At 31.0% G+C, this 14,887-nt stretch carries 16 protein-coding genes; 4 read left to right on the plus strand and 12 right to left on the minus strand.

What is annotated here, in order from left to right; translation table 11 throughout:
- Positions 1-305 precede the first annotated feature (305 nt).
- From DFQ07_RS10430 to DFQ07_RS10480, 11 genes are all read right to left on the minus strand, one after another.
- Positions 306-590 (minus strand): hypothetical protein, encoded by a 285-nt coding sequence (locus DFQ07_RS10430; RefSeq protein WP_133536557.1) that lies wholly within the window; start codon positions 588-590, stop codon positions 306-308.
- Positions 591-784: 194 nt separating this feature from the next.
- Positions 785-1,588, minus strand: a complete 804-nt coding sequence (locus tag DFQ07_RS10435; RefSeq protein WP_133536559.1) for a DJ-1/PfpI family protein — start codon at positions 1,586-1,588, stop codon at positions 785-787.
- 11 nt (positions 1,589-1,599) lie between these two features.
- Positions 1,600-2,124 (minus strand): SDR family NAD(P)-dependent oxidoreductase, encoded by a 525-nt coding sequence (locus tag DFQ07_RS10440; RefSeq protein WP_133536561.1) that lies wholly within the window; start codon positions 2,122-2,124, stop codon positions 1,600-1,602.
- 66 nt (positions 2,125-2,190) lie between these two features.
- Positions 2,191-2,757 carry a Crp/Fnr family transcriptional regulator gene (locus tag DFQ07_RS10445; RefSeq protein ID WP_133536563.1) on the minus strand — a complete coding sequence of 189 codons (567 nt, stop codon included), beginning with the start codon at positions 2,755-2,757 and terminating at the stop codon, positions 2,191-2,193.
- An 83-nt stretch (positions 2,758-2,840) separates the two neighbouring features.
- A complete protein-coding gene (locus DFQ07_RS10450) occupies positions 2,841-4,037 on the minus strand; it encodes an alpha/beta hydrolase-fold protein (protein WP_133536565.1) in 1,197 nt (398 codons plus the stop codon).
- A gap of 11 nt (positions 4,038-4,048) precedes the next feature.
- Positions 4,049-4,420, minus strand: coding sequence for a hypothetical protein (locus DFQ07_RS10455; protein WP_133536567.1), 372 nt, complete (start codon positions 4,418-4,420; stop codon positions 4,049-4,051).
- Positions 4,421-4,548: 128 nt separating this feature from the next.
- The gene (locus DFQ07_RS10460; RefSeq protein ID WP_133536569.1) at positions 4,549-5,079 is read right to left on the minus strand and encodes a hypothetical protein; all 531 of its coding nucleotides are present in this window, start codon (positions 5,077-5,079) and stop codon (positions 4,549-4,551) included.
- A gap of 94 nt (positions 5,080-5,173) precedes the next feature.
- Positions 5,174-5,629: a hypothetical protein gene (locus tag DFQ07_RS10465; RefSeq protein ID WP_133536571.1), complete on the minus strand. Its 456-nt coding sequence runs from the start codon at positions 5,627-5,629 to the stop codon at positions 5,174-5,176.
- A 107-nt stretch (positions 5,630-5,736) separates the two neighbouring features.
- The gene (locus tag DFQ07_RS10470) at positions 5,737-6,132 is read right to left on the minus strand and encodes a hypothetical protein (RefSeq protein ID WP_133536573.1); all 396 of its coding nucleotides are present in this window, start codon (positions 6,130-6,132) and stop codon (positions 5,737-5,739) included.
- Between the two features lie 89 nt (positions 6,133-6,221).
- Positions 6,222-6,752, minus strand: coding sequence for a hypothetical protein (locus tag DFQ07_RS10475; RefSeq protein WP_133536575.1), 531 nt, complete (start codon positions 6,750-6,752; stop codon positions 6,222-6,224).
- 129 nt (positions 6,753-6,881) lie between these two features.
- On the minus strand, positions 6,882-7,679 hold the full coding sequence (locus tag DFQ07_RS10480) for a DUF5684 domain-containing protein (RefSeq protein WP_133536577.1): 798 nt from the start codon (positions 7,677-7,679) through the stop codon (positions 6,882-6,884).
- A 414-nt stretch (positions 7,680-8,093) separates the two neighbouring features.
- On the opposite strand from DFQ07_RS10480, the gene thrA reads away from it, so the two are divergent.
- From thrA to thrC, 4 genes are read left to right on the plus strand one after another with little or no spacing between them, the layout of a single operon-like run.
- Positions 8,094-10,535 carry a bifunctional aspartate kinase/homoserine dehydrogenase I gene (thrA, locus tag DFQ07_RS10485; protein WP_133536579.1) on the plus strand — a complete coding sequence of 814 codons (2,442 nt, stop codon included), beginning with the start codon at positions 8,094-8,096 and terminating at the stop codon, positions 10,533-10,535.
- 3 nt (positions 10,536-10,538) lie between these two features.
- Positions 10,539-11,168, plus strand: a complete 630-nt coding sequence (locus DFQ07_RS10490; protein ID WP_133536581.1) for a class I SAM-dependent methyltransferase — start codon at positions 10,539-10,541, stop codon at positions 11,166-11,168.
- Positions 11,165-12,094: a homoserine kinase gene (locus tag DFQ07_RS10495; protein WP_133536583.1), complete on the plus strand. Its 930-nt coding sequence runs from the start codon at positions 11,165-11,167 to the stop codon at positions 12,092-12,094. The genes DFQ07_RS10490 and DFQ07_RS10495 overlap by 4 nt, the downstream gene beginning before the upstream one ends.
- Positions 12,095-12,146: 52 nt before the next feature.
- Positions 12,147-13,427: a threonine synthase gene (gene thrC / locus DFQ07_RS10500; protein WP_133536585.1), complete on the plus strand. Its 1,281-nt coding sequence runs from the start codon at positions 12,147-12,149 to the stop codon at positions 13,425-13,427.
- Positions 13,428-13,478: 51 nt separating this feature from the next.
- Here thrC and DFQ07_RS10505 read toward each other — a convergent pair whose 3' ends face one another.
- Positions 13,479-14,603, minus strand: coding sequence for an alpha/beta hydrolase-fold protein (locus DFQ07_RS10505; protein WP_133536587.1), 1,125 nt, complete (start codon positions 14,601-14,603; stop codon positions 13,479-13,481).
- Positions 14,604-14,887 lie beyond the last annotated feature (284 nt).

The raw sequence follows: 14,887 nt of genomic DNA on the forward strand, positions 1-14,887 counted from the left end.
ACTGTCTTTAAACCATTCGGCATGTAAGTTCACAAACTCATCCACTGTATAGGTTATTTTTGTGTTTGGCAAAATCAGTTCCATTCTACCCGATGTGGACATGGTTGATTTTAATGAGTCAATGTTTTCATTTTTAAGTTCTGTGTCATAAAGAATTATTGATTTGTTCATTTTCCTGTTATTATATATTTCAAGTTTATTGTAGTATTCTTTAAGATTTTTTGGAATATCAGAATGGATTAATTTTAATTCAGTTGGTAACAAAAATTCGATTGTATTTATAGTCTGCTTTAACCATTCTTTTTCTAATTCATTTTCCACATTAAAAATAATAATCTTAAAGGAATTATTATTAAAATACTTAAAGAGATAATTTTAATAGTCAAAGATTTTTTCTTTGTTAAGAAATAAACTAAAAAACTTAATGCAACATAATAAACTAAAAAACCTAATGCAACGCCAATAATTGTCAAACCAAAGGTGAAAGCTATATTTTTATCTTTTAAGATTTCTGTAATGTTTCCAAATAATATGACAGGAGTGAAAATAAAAAGTAATTTCCAGATATTTGTTTTTTGTGCTTTTTTCAAAGTACTTTTTTTTAATTATAGTTAACAGTTAGTATAAGAATAGTAGCGAATTTTATACACAAGCCATGCAGTTTTAGACTAACTTTATATATAAAAAACGACTTCGATTAAGCACCAAAGTCGCTGTTATTTTATACATTGTTGCCAGTAGTATTTTCTATTGCTTTTATTCCGTTTCAAATTCTATTCGAGTACTAATTCATATTTTTATTCTCTTTCAAATATTCGGTTAATGCTTCTAAATAAAGTTTGTTAAAAGCTGTTCCTGAAAACGGGTTTTGACTGGTTACTAAATTCCTGTCTTTTACAGCATAGTTTGCCTTTGGCAGTTTCCTTCTATATTTTAATCCTAATTTTCTTAATCTTTTGGCTATTTTTCTGTTCTTGGGTTTCCCTTTCATAATAAAACGCTCAATTACAAACTCCTCAAAAGGCGAAACTGAATTAACTTTAAAACCAATATATGGATTTTCATCTTTTGGTATTGTTAATATGAGACTGGGTGCGTGACAAATAAGTCCTGTTGGTTTATTTTCCTTCGCAAAGTACTTTAATAGAATAGGGATATTAATGTCTTCTTTCAAATCTATCATTAAGCCTTGTCCACCTGGAATTATCAAACCTATATAATCAGATTTTTTTTCAATAGCTTTTTCAAGTGTTATTGGACTATTAAATAGACTATCTGTTTTAGTAAATATTAAAGCCTCATTTTTTACTTTCAAGTTGTTTTTCCAATACTTGTCGTTTATGCTTTCTTTATCTATTGTTGATACAATTCCATTTGGTGTTGCAAAATCTACTGTATATCCTGCTTCAGTTACCGATTTATATGCGAGATAAAATTCATTCAAAAACACACCAGTTTGTCGAAGTTTCTCTCCTTTATTTAATTGCAACGTATTTGCTGCACTCATTACGAATAGTATTTTGTTGTTTTGTGCAGAAACCGTTTTGGTTAAAAGCACTAATATTATTATTAAATTTCTAATTTTCATTTTGTGATGTTTTAAACTGTTACGCCTTTCATTATTCTGTAGGCTATTTTTGGACTAATTCTGTTTATGATTCTCAATAGTTTTACTTTATGAATATTTACTTCATATCTATTATTTTTATAGGCTTTTATAAACTCATCTACCAATCTTTGAGGTGAAATTTTTCCTTTGCCTTTTCCTTTCGTCATTTCAATAGCTACTAAAGTTGGTATTATTTCAAATACTTTTATTTTATCTAATTGGTATCGTAATGATTTTGAGAAAATGTGAATTGCTGCTTTTGTTCCGCAATAGACAGCTAATTTGGCTTTAGGAACAATGGTTAAACCTACAAGTCGGTCTAATTCTGATTGTGAAGAAATATCGCATTTAAATGAGGTAATACGCTTGTCTAATTTTACAAGTTCTTCTAATCTAATCTCATTTCTGCCTACAGCTATTATTTGATTGTCCAATTGGCAAAATCTCTCTGCCAATTCTCTACCAATTCCAGAAGTAGCATCTGTAATAAGAATTTTGTTATTTAATAGTTTCATACTCGTGATATTTAAAAGCAAAATTCACGAGAATAAAGAGTGAAATCATTTACATATGTAAAGATTTTACTTTTTGGCTCTAATACGACTTAATTGGGTTGGTGTAATACCTAAATACGAAGCGATATGGTATTGGTTAATTAGGTTTTCTAAACCTGGGTGTTCTTTTTTGAAGATTGAGTAGCGTTCTGTTGCTTCAAGCGTTACAAGTTCAATTTCTCTTTTTTCTTTTATTGCAAACTTGTATTCTGCCATAATTCGAGCAAGGCTTTCAAATTTCGGATAATTTTTATAAAGTGAAGTAAGTTGTCTAAAATCAGCAACGAATAGTGTACAGTCTGTTAAGCATTGAATATTAATTAAATTTTTCTGCTTTGTTGTTATTGATGAATACGCTGCTACAAAATTTGAAGATGTAAAGAACGTTTTATTGTATTCGTGTCCCGATTTATTGCGAAAAAATGCGCGCATTACTCCGTTTGAAATAAAAGCTAATTTTGATGAAAATTCTCCTTCTTTGGCGAAATAATCCTTCTTTTTGAGTTGAATTTCAGAAAAAAATGAAATGAAAACTTCTATTTCTCTTTTTGTAAAAGGGGCTAATGTTTCCAAATATATTTTTAGTTCATTCATTTTTGTTTATGGTGTGTTGTTTTTTGCATTACTGTCAACGGTCTCGGTTATGAGTAGTTGCATGGTTCAGCACTTGTTAATTATTAGTTGGAGTTTTTATCAGATAACTCTTTTACTTTCTTATAGAATAAAGAAGCTTTATTTTCATCACTCATTTCTTTATAAGTATCTCCTAGCCCTTTTAAAGGTCTTTCAGCATTTGGATGTTTCTCTGATAAAAATGTAAAAAGGTTTATTGCTTTATCGTATTGATTATTTTCTAGATAGAATTCAGCAATTGAGCAAGCTCTATTTATTCTTAGCTCACCAAAAAAATTAGTTTTTTCAAATTCATTCATAAAAGTATCAAACTGATTATAATCGTTTGCTCGCATAGCATTCCTTACTAGCGTAAACATTGTCCATTTGGTTAATTCACGGGGAAATCCAAATTGTTGTGCTCTTTGTTTATAATAGTCATACACATAATCCAAACCACCAGCTTTGTTGAATTCTTCAAGATTACTAAATTGTAGTTCAGGATAAAAATGATAATACTTCTTCAATCCGTGATAAAGTGTTGTAAAGGGTGTTGACCTATGCTCTTCTCCTTCTATTTCTCTAAAAGTCCAGTTCATTGTTTTCGGAGCTTTATTTAGCAGAAGTTTATTCAATTTATCAGTTCCATCCTTCACTACTCCTTCATTGGAGCCAGAGGTAAAATATAAAAATTTGTAAAAGTTCGGAGTTTTTGAGGATAGGCTATCTACTTTGTTTATTTTTTCATCCAAAGGAAATGGACTTGCAGCAATGTAACCTTTAAATAGGTCAGGATTAGTAGTCATAGCTTGAATGACAAATCCTCCTCCATATGCCCATCCAAATAATAATCGTTCTTTGGACGTACGAAATCTTTGCTCAATAAAACCTATGGCCTCTTTTTCAATGAAATCTAAATATTTTTTCGAATTGGAACTAAAGTTTCTATTTCTGTCCGATTGCTTTTTAGAAATGCCAACAATAATAAACTCGGGAGTCTGACGAAATTCAACAAACGATTTATGGAGACTAACACCATGTAGAAAATACCGTTGCCCATCTAAAATGTATAGGACAGGATACTCTTTCTTAGATTCGGTATAACTATCGGGCAAAAAAACTTGAACTTCTCTTTCATCATTGAGTATTTTCGATTGAATCAAGAAAGTTTTCCCCACAATGTTATTTGTCTCATTAATTTGTGAATGAGATTTTAAGTTTAAAAAAAACAGCAATACAACAATGAAAATTTTTAGGTTCATATGTTTTTAATTTAATAAGTGTTAATGTTTTTCAGCGTTTCCCAACTCATAACTTTTATTTTTTCAGATTCCTTTCTAATAGTTTCAATTCCGATTTTGTTCAGCCAGATTTCAACTTCTTCGTCAAGATCTAAAAAATCAGGTATTTTCTTTAAATCTTCAAGATTGTCCGAGTAAAGTCCGATTACAGGATATGGTTCTCCAAATGGGTTTCCTAAAGGTATGATTTCATATTTTATACTTTTTGGAAATTCCGTAAACAATTCAGGTAATTTCGTTCGGATAATCTCAAGACACGAAACAATAGAATCCATATTCCAATTCAATTCCTCATAAATTGCTGGTTCTATAATTTTGTAACCTCTTGTTGTTTTTTCTTCCATACTCAAATTTCGTAAATGTTTTACAACGGTCTCGTATAACCGTCAGTTATCGGTTTGCTTTTAGTTTTAGCACTGGCGTTAGCAATTCCTAGTAGATTTGGACGTAGTCAAGTCCACCGTAATTGCGGTTATACATTTTTGCCAACTGGTTTTTTTATTCCGCAAACAACTCCAATCGTTGTTAATGTCATCCATAAAATCATTACTCCAAATTCTCTAATGAATGGAATATTTTTCAGGTTAACAAAAGAAATATTCTCAATCCCTAATATCCAAATTGGGAAAGAAATACTCGACAATAAAAAAGTCAAAAGAATAGTTTTCAGATTAAGGTTTATGGATTTGACTAATAAGCCATTAATTCCGATAATCATAATTCCAGCTAAACCATAAATCAAACTCGGATACATATACTTATCTGACTCAAAACTAATTACTAGAATTATTGACAAAAAAAAGATTAAGGTTGATAATAAAATAATTATTAAAGTCTTACCTATTTTTTGTTCAATCGGTTTTTCTAAATTAATTATTGGAATTCCAATAGCGAAAATCATCGGAACAAACAAGAGGATATCAGTTTGAAATGCAAGAAACGAACCAAGTACCGCTAATATAAAATTAGTAAGTATTGTTAAATATGATTTCGAAATATTCATTCAATTACAGGTTTAAAGTTATTGTTTTTGGTTTGAAACCGACGTTAGCAATTCCAAGTGTGTTCAGATACAGTCGAATCCGCCGTAATTGCTGTTATACATTGTTGATAGTCATTTTTTTTATTACTTCAATCTGACATTTTTTATTTATGGAATCTAAAATATTTTCAATTTTCCTATATTCCTTTTCAGATTTAATTTTAATCTTTTTTTCGTTTTCAACTACTTGCTTTTGAGTTCTAATTATTGGGTCATTATGAACCCACCTATTGAGTTGGTTACCCATTTCATAGCCTTCTGGAATACTTGCTCTAGAAGTCAAAATGTTCCTTGATTGACTTTCTTTGATCTTTTTTAAAATCGGGATTAGATATATCTCAATGATTAATACTTTATCTTTATTCCGATTTGTCCATTTTAAAATCTTTTCTTCAATTGTTAGCTTGTCAAATTGCCAACCTTTTAATTTTAACTTATTACAAATTTGAATCTGTAAATTATCAGAAGAATCAATATCCGAAAGTCTAATTATTTTCTGCTTTATTTTCAATGTTTTAGATTTTAAAATTCACACAACGGTCTATTATAACAAACAGTTACAAATTTAGACTACTAGTTTTTAGGTTAAAGAACTAGTGTTACCAATACAATAGTAATTTATTTAAATATAGCTATTCCTATCAATATCGAAATGATTCCCATTAGGACAAAAGCAATTAAAGCTGTTTTATAATTTTTTACAGATAAACAAGTTGATTTTTCATGTTTATTTCTCCAGACCATTAATGATATAGGTTCTCCTTCCATTGTATGAGTTTTAAAAGTATGCCTGCTCTCATTACTAATTTCTATATTCTCATACTCCTGACCTTCAATTATGTATTTATAGGTAATTTCTGCTATCATTTCTCTTCCCTTTCCTACTCTCTGTTCTTTAGAAATTGCTTTTATTACTATTCCTTTTGTTTTTATTCCATTAGTAAATAAAAGGAACTTTCTTAGATTAATTCCAGCCCATATTAGAGCTATAATTCCAAACATTAAAGGTACCATACATTCTTTCTTTTATTGTTTTTGTTTGAGAACTAACCTTAGCAATCCCGAGTTAGATTCACACGCTGTCGAATCCGCTGTAATTGTGGTTATACATTGCTGGCAGCTTTTTTTCTTGTTTTTACTTCTAATTTACAATGAATTCCAATATCTTTCAAATCTTCAGCAATCTCCTCTAATTCAGTATAATTGTCGTTCCAAGCTTTAAATTCAGACAATATTATTTTTCCATCATTATTTACCATTTTTAGTAATTCAGGTGTAGAATGGTTAAGTATAGATTTTAGTTTCGAAATATTAACCTTTGAGTAGGAAATTTCTAAATTCCAATAATTTTCAAGACTTTGTAATTTATTCTCAAAATGATGAATCCAATCTACTGTTGGTGCTGAACCTTCAAATTCTGCCATGTTTCCATCTTTACTAATCAAAATTCGACCAATTCCATACCAAGATGTTCTTTCACTCCAACTTAAATCTAATTCAGATTTAATACACCAAAATAAAGAATAGCAATATTTGTGTTCTTCCATTCCTTCTTCTAAAACAATCATTTCTTTTTCAAATTCTCGTTTGCTATTAATCCAATAATTAGCTTTTTCGATTATTTCTGTATTCATCCGTTGATTTTGTTAAAATGGCCACTAACGGTTCTTATAACCGTCAGTTATAGATTTAAATATACTTTGTTTTTCGGTTTAGCATAGGCGTTAGTAATTTCGGTTATGCATTGTTGTAAATAGTACTTTCTAATCAGTTTTTCCTAACACTATTTTACCATAAAAAAACCAAGGAAGAAAAGTCATTCCTAAGGCAAATGGGCTATTCTTTTTATACTTTTTTGCGAGAACTTGATTAATGAAAAATTTAGGAAAAAATCGAATAAAAGGTATAAATAGAGGTACAATCCACCAAATAGGCTTATTCGTTATTCTTAACAATGTTATATTATTTAAAATTGGAATCAAAGCGTAAGACTTAATTCTATTTTCTTTTTCAAAAAGAAGGTATAAACTTTTGAAATAAATTATAACGATAGCAATTAAAAAGCTAGGAGGAGAAAAAATATTTAGGAGCCATGAGAAATTGCCGCTTTTTAAGAATTCTATAATCGAAATATAAGGTGTGCTAATAAAATACTGTACTAAATCAAAATTATTCAAGTGATAGGGACTAAAATCAGTTAAAATCAAAAGTCCAGTTTTATTTTCCTTTTGTGGGTTATTTACAAATTCATGAATATGATAAAAAGAAAAGTCAATTACCCAACTGAAAATGTAGGACATTAAAACATAAAACAAGGTTACAATCAAAAAATCATAGAAAGAAGTGTTCTTGTTTTTTTCGTAATCTTTATAGGCTAAAAGCAAAAATAACCCGAATATTATTATATAATATGTTTTATTAAATATAGCATCAATTATTATTGTGTCTTCCTGTTTCTCTACATTAAATATCAGATAAAAAATCTTAGTTATGAATGTGGTTAGCAAAACAAAGAACAAACTTTTAGTTAGACTTATTTTAATTATTTCTTTAATATTCATTTATTGGTATTATTTACAACTTGTTTACATACAGAATAAACTTACCAGTATACTCCTTTTTGGAAAGATTTGTAGAAACTCTTAGCAATTTTATTCTTCTCATTTTTTAGCAATATAGTTGTATTTTAGAAACTATCAAAAAAGGTTTTCGCAAAAAAAGAACAACTTTTCTTGTTTTTTAGAACATAATTTATACATTTGACTCAATGTTTAACAACAAAAGCCATATTATCTCTATTCTAGCTGTAAGTATTACGGCTTCTTTTGTTGGCACTACAACTACAATTACTACTACAACCCTTTAGGGGTTATTTTCTATACATATCATCTCCGTATATATTTATTTTTTCAAAAGACTTGAAAACAGATAAATAGCTTAAAAAATCTTATTTTTAATTTATTATCCTTTTTAAAATGAACGTTTTAAAATTTGGTGGTTCTTCAGTAGCCAACCCTCAAAACATAGAAAAAGTAGTACAAATCATTGCCAATGCGTCTGTAAACAGTCCACTTATTGTGGTGGTTTCTGCTTTTGGAAAAACAACGAATAAACTCATCGCATCGGCAGAACAAGCTGCTCAAAACGATGCTAATTACCTTGAAAACTACCAAGAAGTTGAGCAATTGCATTTTGAAGTAATTGAAAAATTAATTCCTGAAAATCAGCAAGAAGAAGTTAAAACCTATATAGCATCCCTTTTTAAGCAATTAAAAACCTTGTTAGAAGGTTGTTTGTTACTAAACGAAATTACTCCCAAAACGCTAGCTACGATTAGTGGTTTTGGTGAATTGTTATCTTCATACATCATTGCAAGCATAGCTAGTAAGCAACTAGATGTGGTATATAAAGACAGTAGAGAGTTAATCATCACTTCCAACGCTTTTGATAAAGCACAAGTTGATTTTCAACTAACCAACACCAATTGTAAGGAGTATTTTGCCAATAACAAACACCGAGTAACTTTGTTACCTGGTTTTATAGCTAAAACAAAAGAAGGAAAATCAACTACTTTAGGACGTGGAGGTTCCGATTATTCTGCGGCTATATATGCCGCTGCTATCAATGCTGATGAATTACAAATATGGACAGATGTTAGTGGTATGTACACTGCGAACCCGCATATGGTAAAGCAGGCATTCCCTATTCCACATATTTCGTATCAAGAAGCCATGGAATTATCACATTTTGGGGCAAAGGTTATCTACCCTCCTACTATTCAACCGGTGTTGGAAAAAGAAATTCCTATTCGAATAAAAAATACCTTTGAACCTGAAAATGTAGGAACACTCATTTCAAAAATTACCGAAAATGGAAAACCTGTAAAAGGAATTTCTCATATCGAAAATATTACGCTATTAACGTTAGAAGGAAGTGGCATGGTAGGCGTTTCTGGCATTTCTAAACGTTTGTTCGAAACTTTATCGACACACAACATCAATGTGGTATTAATTACGCAAGCTTCTTCAGAACACTCTATTTGTGTGGGTATTTATGATGAAGATGCTGAAAAAGCAGCCTTAAAAATTAACGAAGCCTTTGCTTTTGAAATAGAACGTCATAAAATAGATCCGATTATTGTAGAACAAGGCTTAGCAATTATCGCTTTGGTAGGTGATAAAATGAGAAATCACCAAGGCTTAAGCGGGCAAATGTTCAGTTCTTTAGGCAAAAACAACGTGAATATTCGTGCCATTGCTCAAGGTGCTTCAGAAAAAAACATTTCTGCTGTTATTAACAGTTCAGATGCCAAAAAAGCATTAAACACCCTACACGAGCAGTTTTTTGAGGAAAAAGTAAAACAATTAAACTTGTTTGTTACGGGTGTAGGAAATGTCGGTGAACGCTTTTTAGCACAAATCCATCAGCAGAAAAAATACTTAAAAGAACAGTTGAAACTGAATGTACGTGTTGTAGGGATTTCCAATTCTAAACAAATGGTTTTTGATGAAGGTGGTATCAGCTTAAAATCGTGGAAAGAACAATTACAAAACGGAGAAGCAAGTACTTTAGAGCGCTTTTTTGAAAGAACAAAAGCGTTGAACCTTCGTAATTCGGTTTTTATTGACAATACGGCTAATCAAAAAGTTTCTGAGGTATACGAACACTATTTAGCCAATAATATTGGAGTAGTTACTTGTAATAAAATAGCCTGTGCTTCTGAACTAGACAATTATAAAAAGTTAAAGCACATTTCACGAAAGTATAGTGTGCCATTTTTGTTTGAAACCAATGTGGGTGCTGGTTTGCCTATTATTGATACGCTTAAAAACTTAATTGCTTCTGGTGATCGAGTACATAAAATACAAGCCGTGTTATCAGGTTCTCTAAACTTTGTGTTCAATAATTTTAATGAGAATACTTCATTTCACGATGTGGTACAACAAGCACAAGAACAAGGATATACTGAACCAGATCCTAAAATTGATTTGAGTGGTGTGGATGTAGCCAGAAAAATATTAATTCTTGCACGTGAAAGCGGTTATGATTTGGAACTTTCTGATATTGAAAACAATGCATTTTTACCTAAAAAAAGTTTAGAAACTGCCAACAATGATGATTTTTATGCTTCTTTAACTGAATTTGAGGCACAATTTCAACAAGTATATAAAGAAGCTGCCGACAAAAATTGTCGTTTAAAATATGTCGCTGAATTCAATGATGGAAAAGCAAGTGTAGGTTTACAACACATTCCGTTTGATCATCCTTTTTATAATTTAGAAGGTAGCGACAACATCGTATTGTTTTTTACAGATAGATACCCTGTAAATCCACTACAAATAAAAGGAGCTGGTGCGGGTGCTGAAGTAACTGCTTCAGGAATTTTTGCAGATGTGATACGAATTGGAAATCAATAGTATATGGAAAAGCGTTATCAAAATATCATACAAGTCTATAACAATGTAGCACAGGCGTATCAAGATAAATTTGCCAATGATACCGTGTACAATCATAGTTATGACCTTCTTTTAAAGCATATGAAACCGACTCACAAAAGAGTCTTAGACGTAGCTTGTGGTTTTGGTAAGATTACTAAGTATCTTTTACAGCACAATCCTGCACTTACTTTTTTAGGAGTGGATGCTGCTGAAAATATGGTGGCTTTGGCTAAACAGCACAATCCGAAAGCTTCTTTTAAAGTGCTAGATTGTAGAGAGATTATTAGTTTACAACAAGGTTTTGATATTATTATCTTCGGATTTTGTTTTCCGTATCTTACCAAAGAGGATGCTCTAAAACTTATAAAGGATGTTGCTACGATGTTACATCCAAACGGATTATTATACATCAGTACTATGGTTGGGGATTACGAAAAAGACTCTCGTATCACTGCTAGTTCGGATGGAAAAAACTCGATGTTTATCCATTATCATGAACCAAAATATTTGATTGAAGCTTTAGAAGCACAAGGATTTAAAATTTTAGAAAATTACACCAAACTATATCAAGAAGGTGGTGATACCGACTTGTTTTTAATCGCAAAAAAATGAACTATTTAAAAATATTTTCACCTGCAACTGTTGCTAATGTTTCCTGCGGATTTGATGCTTTAGGTTTAGCACTCGAAACTGTTGGTGATACCATGACTTTTACCAAAACAGCTACAAAAGGAATCAAAATTACCCAAATCACAGGGGCTGATTTACCTTTAGATGCAAAAGTAAATGCTGCGGGAGTGGTTGCGCTAGCTATGTTAGAAAAACATCCAGCTGATTTTGGAATTGATATCACTATTCATAAAGGATATACTCCGGGAAGTGGTTTAGGAAGTAGTGCTGCCAGTGCTGCAGGAGCTGCGTTTGGTGTAAATCAGTTATTGGGAAATAGCTTCACCCCTCTTGAATTAACTCAATTTGCGATGTTAGGAGAAGAAGCCACTTGCGGAACTCCAATAGCTGATAATGTTTCTGCGGCTATTTATGGTGGTTTTACGTTGGTGCGCAGTTATGAACCTTTAAGTATTGTAAAAATTCCTGTACCTGCTGATTTAAGAGTGGTGGCTATCCACCCTCAAGTTGAAGTGAAAACCAAAGATGCCAGAGCGGTATTGCCAAAAGAAATTACTTTAAAAGATGCGGTTACACAATGGGCTAATGTTGGTGGTTTAATTAGTGGATTACACTCCAATGATTATCAATTAATCGCAGATTCATTAACCGATATCATTGTTGAACCTGCTCGTAAACACCTGATTCCTCATTTTGATGAAGTGAAGCAACAAGCAATTAAAGCAGGAGCTTTAGGAGCAGGAATCTCAGGTTCGGGTCCAACTATTTTCACCTTATGTAAGGGAGATGAAACCGCAGAAAGCGTTTATAAAACCATACAAAACACTTACCAAGACAAACAAATTGATTTTAATATGATTCTTTCTAAAATCAATACAGAAGGAATTAAAATTTTAGACACTAACTAATATTAAATGTTCGCTGAGCGTAGTCGAAGTGAAAAAAAACAAACACGAAATTATGAACTATTATAGTCTCAATCATAGATCACCAAACGTTAGCTTTGAAGAAGCTGTAGTAAACGGATTAGCTCCAGATAGAGGATTGTATTTTCCTGAAAACGTTACGCCACTATCAAAAGAATTTATTGATAATATTGGTGAATATTCTAATGAAGAAATTGCTTACGAAGCCATTAAGCAATTTGTGGCTGATGAAATTCCGAAAGACGTTTTACAAAAAATCATTAAAGAAACCATCAATTTTGAGTTTCCTGTGGTATCTATTGAAGAAAATATCGGTACGCTAGAATTATTTCACGGACCAACCATGGCTTTTAAAGATGTTGGTGCTCGTTTTATGGCTCGATGCTTGGGATACTTTAATCGTGATAAAGACCAACAAGTTACTGTATTGGTTGCTACTTCTGGTGATACTGGTGGTGCTGTTGCTAATGGTTTTTTAGGAGTGAAAGGTGTAGATGTGGTCATTCTCTACCCTAGCGGAAAAGTAAGCGATATTCAAGAAAAGCAATTAACAACCTTAGGACAAAATATTACTGCTTTAGAAGTCGACGGTGTTTTTGATGATTGCCAAGACATGGTAAAAACTGCTTTTTTAGATGCAGATATCAATCGTACCTTAACCTCAGCTAATTCCATAAATATTGCTCGTTGGTTACCACAAATGTTTTACTTTTTCTTTGCCTATAAACAAGTTTATAAACAACATGAAGAAGTAGTTTTTTCAGTACCTAGTGGAAATTTTGGAAATATTTGCGCGGGAATTATGGCGCAAAAACTAGGTTTGCCTATCAAACATTTTGTAGCTTCGACCAATGTAAATGATACTGTTCCTAATTATTTAGCAAGTGGTGAATACCACCCTAAACCATCTAAAGCAACCATATCAAATGCGATGGATGTTGGAAACCCGAGTAACTTTATCAGAATTCAAGAATTATTCAATAACGATTTAGTGCTTTTAAAAGCTGCATTTTCTTCTTTTTCTTTTTCTGATGATGAAACTCGTGACGCTATGAAAAACATCTATGAGAACTCTAATTATATTGCTGATCCGCATGGAGCAGTTGGATATTTAGGCATGAAAAAGTACGGATTACAAAACGAGTTTGGAATTTTCTTAGAAACTGCACATCCAGTAAAATTTTTAGATGTTGTTGAAGAGGTTTTAAATGTAACTGTTGAAATCCCTTCGCAAATAGCATCTGTAATAGACAAACAAAAAGAAGCTATACAAATTAGCTCGTATCAAGAGTTAAAAGATTTTTTAAATGCTTAAAACAAAAAAATGCCTCAAATATGAGGCATTTTAAATTTCTATATGAATCACTTACAATTTACTCTTTGCTTCATGTAAACCTTCTTTCATCATCTTATCAAATTTAGAATTTGGATAATCTTTTATGCCTCTTTCAAAAAATTTAATAGCGTTTTTGTAATCTTTATGTTTTAAATAAAACTGCCCTAACCTGTTTTGCCAGTGTGCTTTTTTATATATATCTATTTCAAAAATATCTTCAAACTTCTCCATAAAAAAACTAAAATATTTAAAATTATCATGTTTCCACGCCAACCATATCAATGCATATTTTGTTTTACTGTCTATTTCTTCAATTCCTCCAAAACGTCTAGCTCTGTCTTTAAAATAAGATTCTAGATAAGGAATTCCTCCTGCTCTTTCATAGGCTTCAATACTTTCAAACACCAACGAGTTATAGTTATGATAATAATACATAATGCCTTTATACATGGCTAAATGTGGCAATGTTTCATGTACCTCATCATTAAATAACTCATATTTCCAAAGTAAATTTTCAGGATTGTATTTTTTTAATATCCTATTAAACTCTTCTGTAGATTCAAGATTGTATATATCCTTTTTTGAGTTTGTTAAATATAAATACACATCCTTATTTGATTTAAAATTTTTAACAAGTTTTTCAGAAGCATAACCTCCATCTGTTATAATTGCTCCTTGAAATAAATCGTTTTCTTCTAAAATGAGTTCGCTTACATAATATGATGCAGCCTCCCAACCGTAGATAATTCGCTCATTTGTAGTTCTAAAGTTAGAATCTATAAATTTTATTACTTCATCTTTTAAAAAAGAGGTGAATTTTTTCTTTTCTCCATTAAAAAGAGTTCTTCTCAAAGGATTTTCATTTCTTATTCCTACAACAATCATTTCTGGAATCGCTTTAGGTACTCTCAGTGATTTTTGAATAGCAACACCATTGGTAAAAAACCACTGACCGTCTAAAATATACAAAACAGGATATTCTTCTTTTGAAGTAGTATAACTATCGGGTAAATAAACCTGAACCTCTCTATCCTGATTTAAAATAGTTGATTTAATAGTATAATTAGTTCCTATGGAAACTTTGTCTTCTTGTGTTTGAGAAAATGAATAAAGGGTACAAAATAAAGTGAGTAATAGCGTAATATGTTTAGTCATTTGGTAAAAGTTTAAACTCAAATGTAAAAATATGATTGCCGTATAATTAACATTTGAGTTTTTTTATAAATACTTTAACTAAAATTAAAACTCTACCACATTATCTACTAAATTTTCATCATTTCTAGTTCTGTAAGGATCTATAGCAATATAATTAGGTTTTTCATTTACTATACATCGAACTTCGGTAAGTTCTTTAGTCAATTGTTTAGAGTCATAAAATAATATTTTACTAGTGAAGCATGGGTTGTAAAGATTCCTATTTTAATAGGTTCATTAATCCC

This window comes from Tenacibaculum caenipelagi (genome assembly GCF_004363005.1).
GTDB lineage: Bacteria > Bacteroidota > Bacteroidia > Flavobacteriales > Flavobacteriaceae > Polaribacter > Polaribacter caenipelagi.

Bases quoted from the DNA above. Each gene is read 5' to 3' on its own strand.
- DFQ07_RS10435 (WP_133536559.1), bottom strand. From the start codon at position 1,588: ATGAAAATTAGAAATTTAATAATAATATTAGTGCTTTTAACCAAAACG.
- DFQ07_RS10440 (WP_133536561.1), bottom strand. From the start codon at position 2,124: ATGAAACTATTAAATAACAAAATTCTTATTACAGATGCTACTTCTGGA.
- DFQ07_RS10445 (WP_133536563.1), bottom strand. From the start codon at position 2,757: ATGAATGAACTAAAAATATATTTGGAAACATTAGCCCCTTTTACAAAA.
- DFQ07_RS10450 (WP_133536565.1), bottom strand. From the start codon at position 4,037: ATGAACCTAAAAATTTTCATTGTTGTATTGCTGTTTTTTTTAAACTTA.
- DFQ07_RS10455 (WP_133536567.1), bottom strand. From the start codon at position 4,420: ATGGAAGAAAAAACAACAAGAGGTTACAAAATTATAGAACCAGCAATT.
- DFQ07_RS10460 (WP_133536569.1), bottom strand. From the start codon at position 5,079: ATGAATATTTCGAAATCATATTTAACAATACTTACTAATTTTATATTA.
- DFQ07_RS10470 (WP_133536573.1), bottom strand. From the start codon at position 6,132: ATGGTACCTTTAATGTTTGGAATTATAGCTCTAATATGGGCTGGAATT.
- DFQ07_RS10475 (WP_133536575.1), bottom strand. From the start codon at position 6,752: ATGAATACAGAAATAATCGAAAAAGCTAATTATTGGATTAATAGCAAA.
- DFQ07_RS10480 (WP_133536577.1), bottom strand. From the start codon at position 7,679: ATGAATATTAAAGAAATAATTAAAATAAGTCTAACTAAAAGTTTGTTC.
- thrA (WP_133536579.1), top strand. From the start codon at position 8,094: ATGAACGTTTTAAAATTTGGTGGTTCTTCAGTAGCCAACCCTCAAAAC.
- DFQ07_RS10490 (WP_133536581.1), top strand. From the start codon at position 10,539: ATGGAAAAGCGTTATCAAAATATCATACAAGTCTATAACAATGTAGCA.
- DFQ07_RS10495 (WP_133536583.1), top strand. From the start codon at position 11,165: ATGAACTATTTAAAAATATTTTCACCTGCAACTGTTGCTAATGTTTCC.
- thrC (WP_133536585.1), top strand. From the start codon at position 12,147: ATGAACTATTATAGTCTCAATCATAGATCACCAAACGTTAGCTTTGAA.
- DFQ07_RS10505 (WP_133536587.1), bottom strand. From the start codon at position 14,603: ATGACTAAACATATTACGCTATTACTCACTTTATTTTGTACCCTTTAT.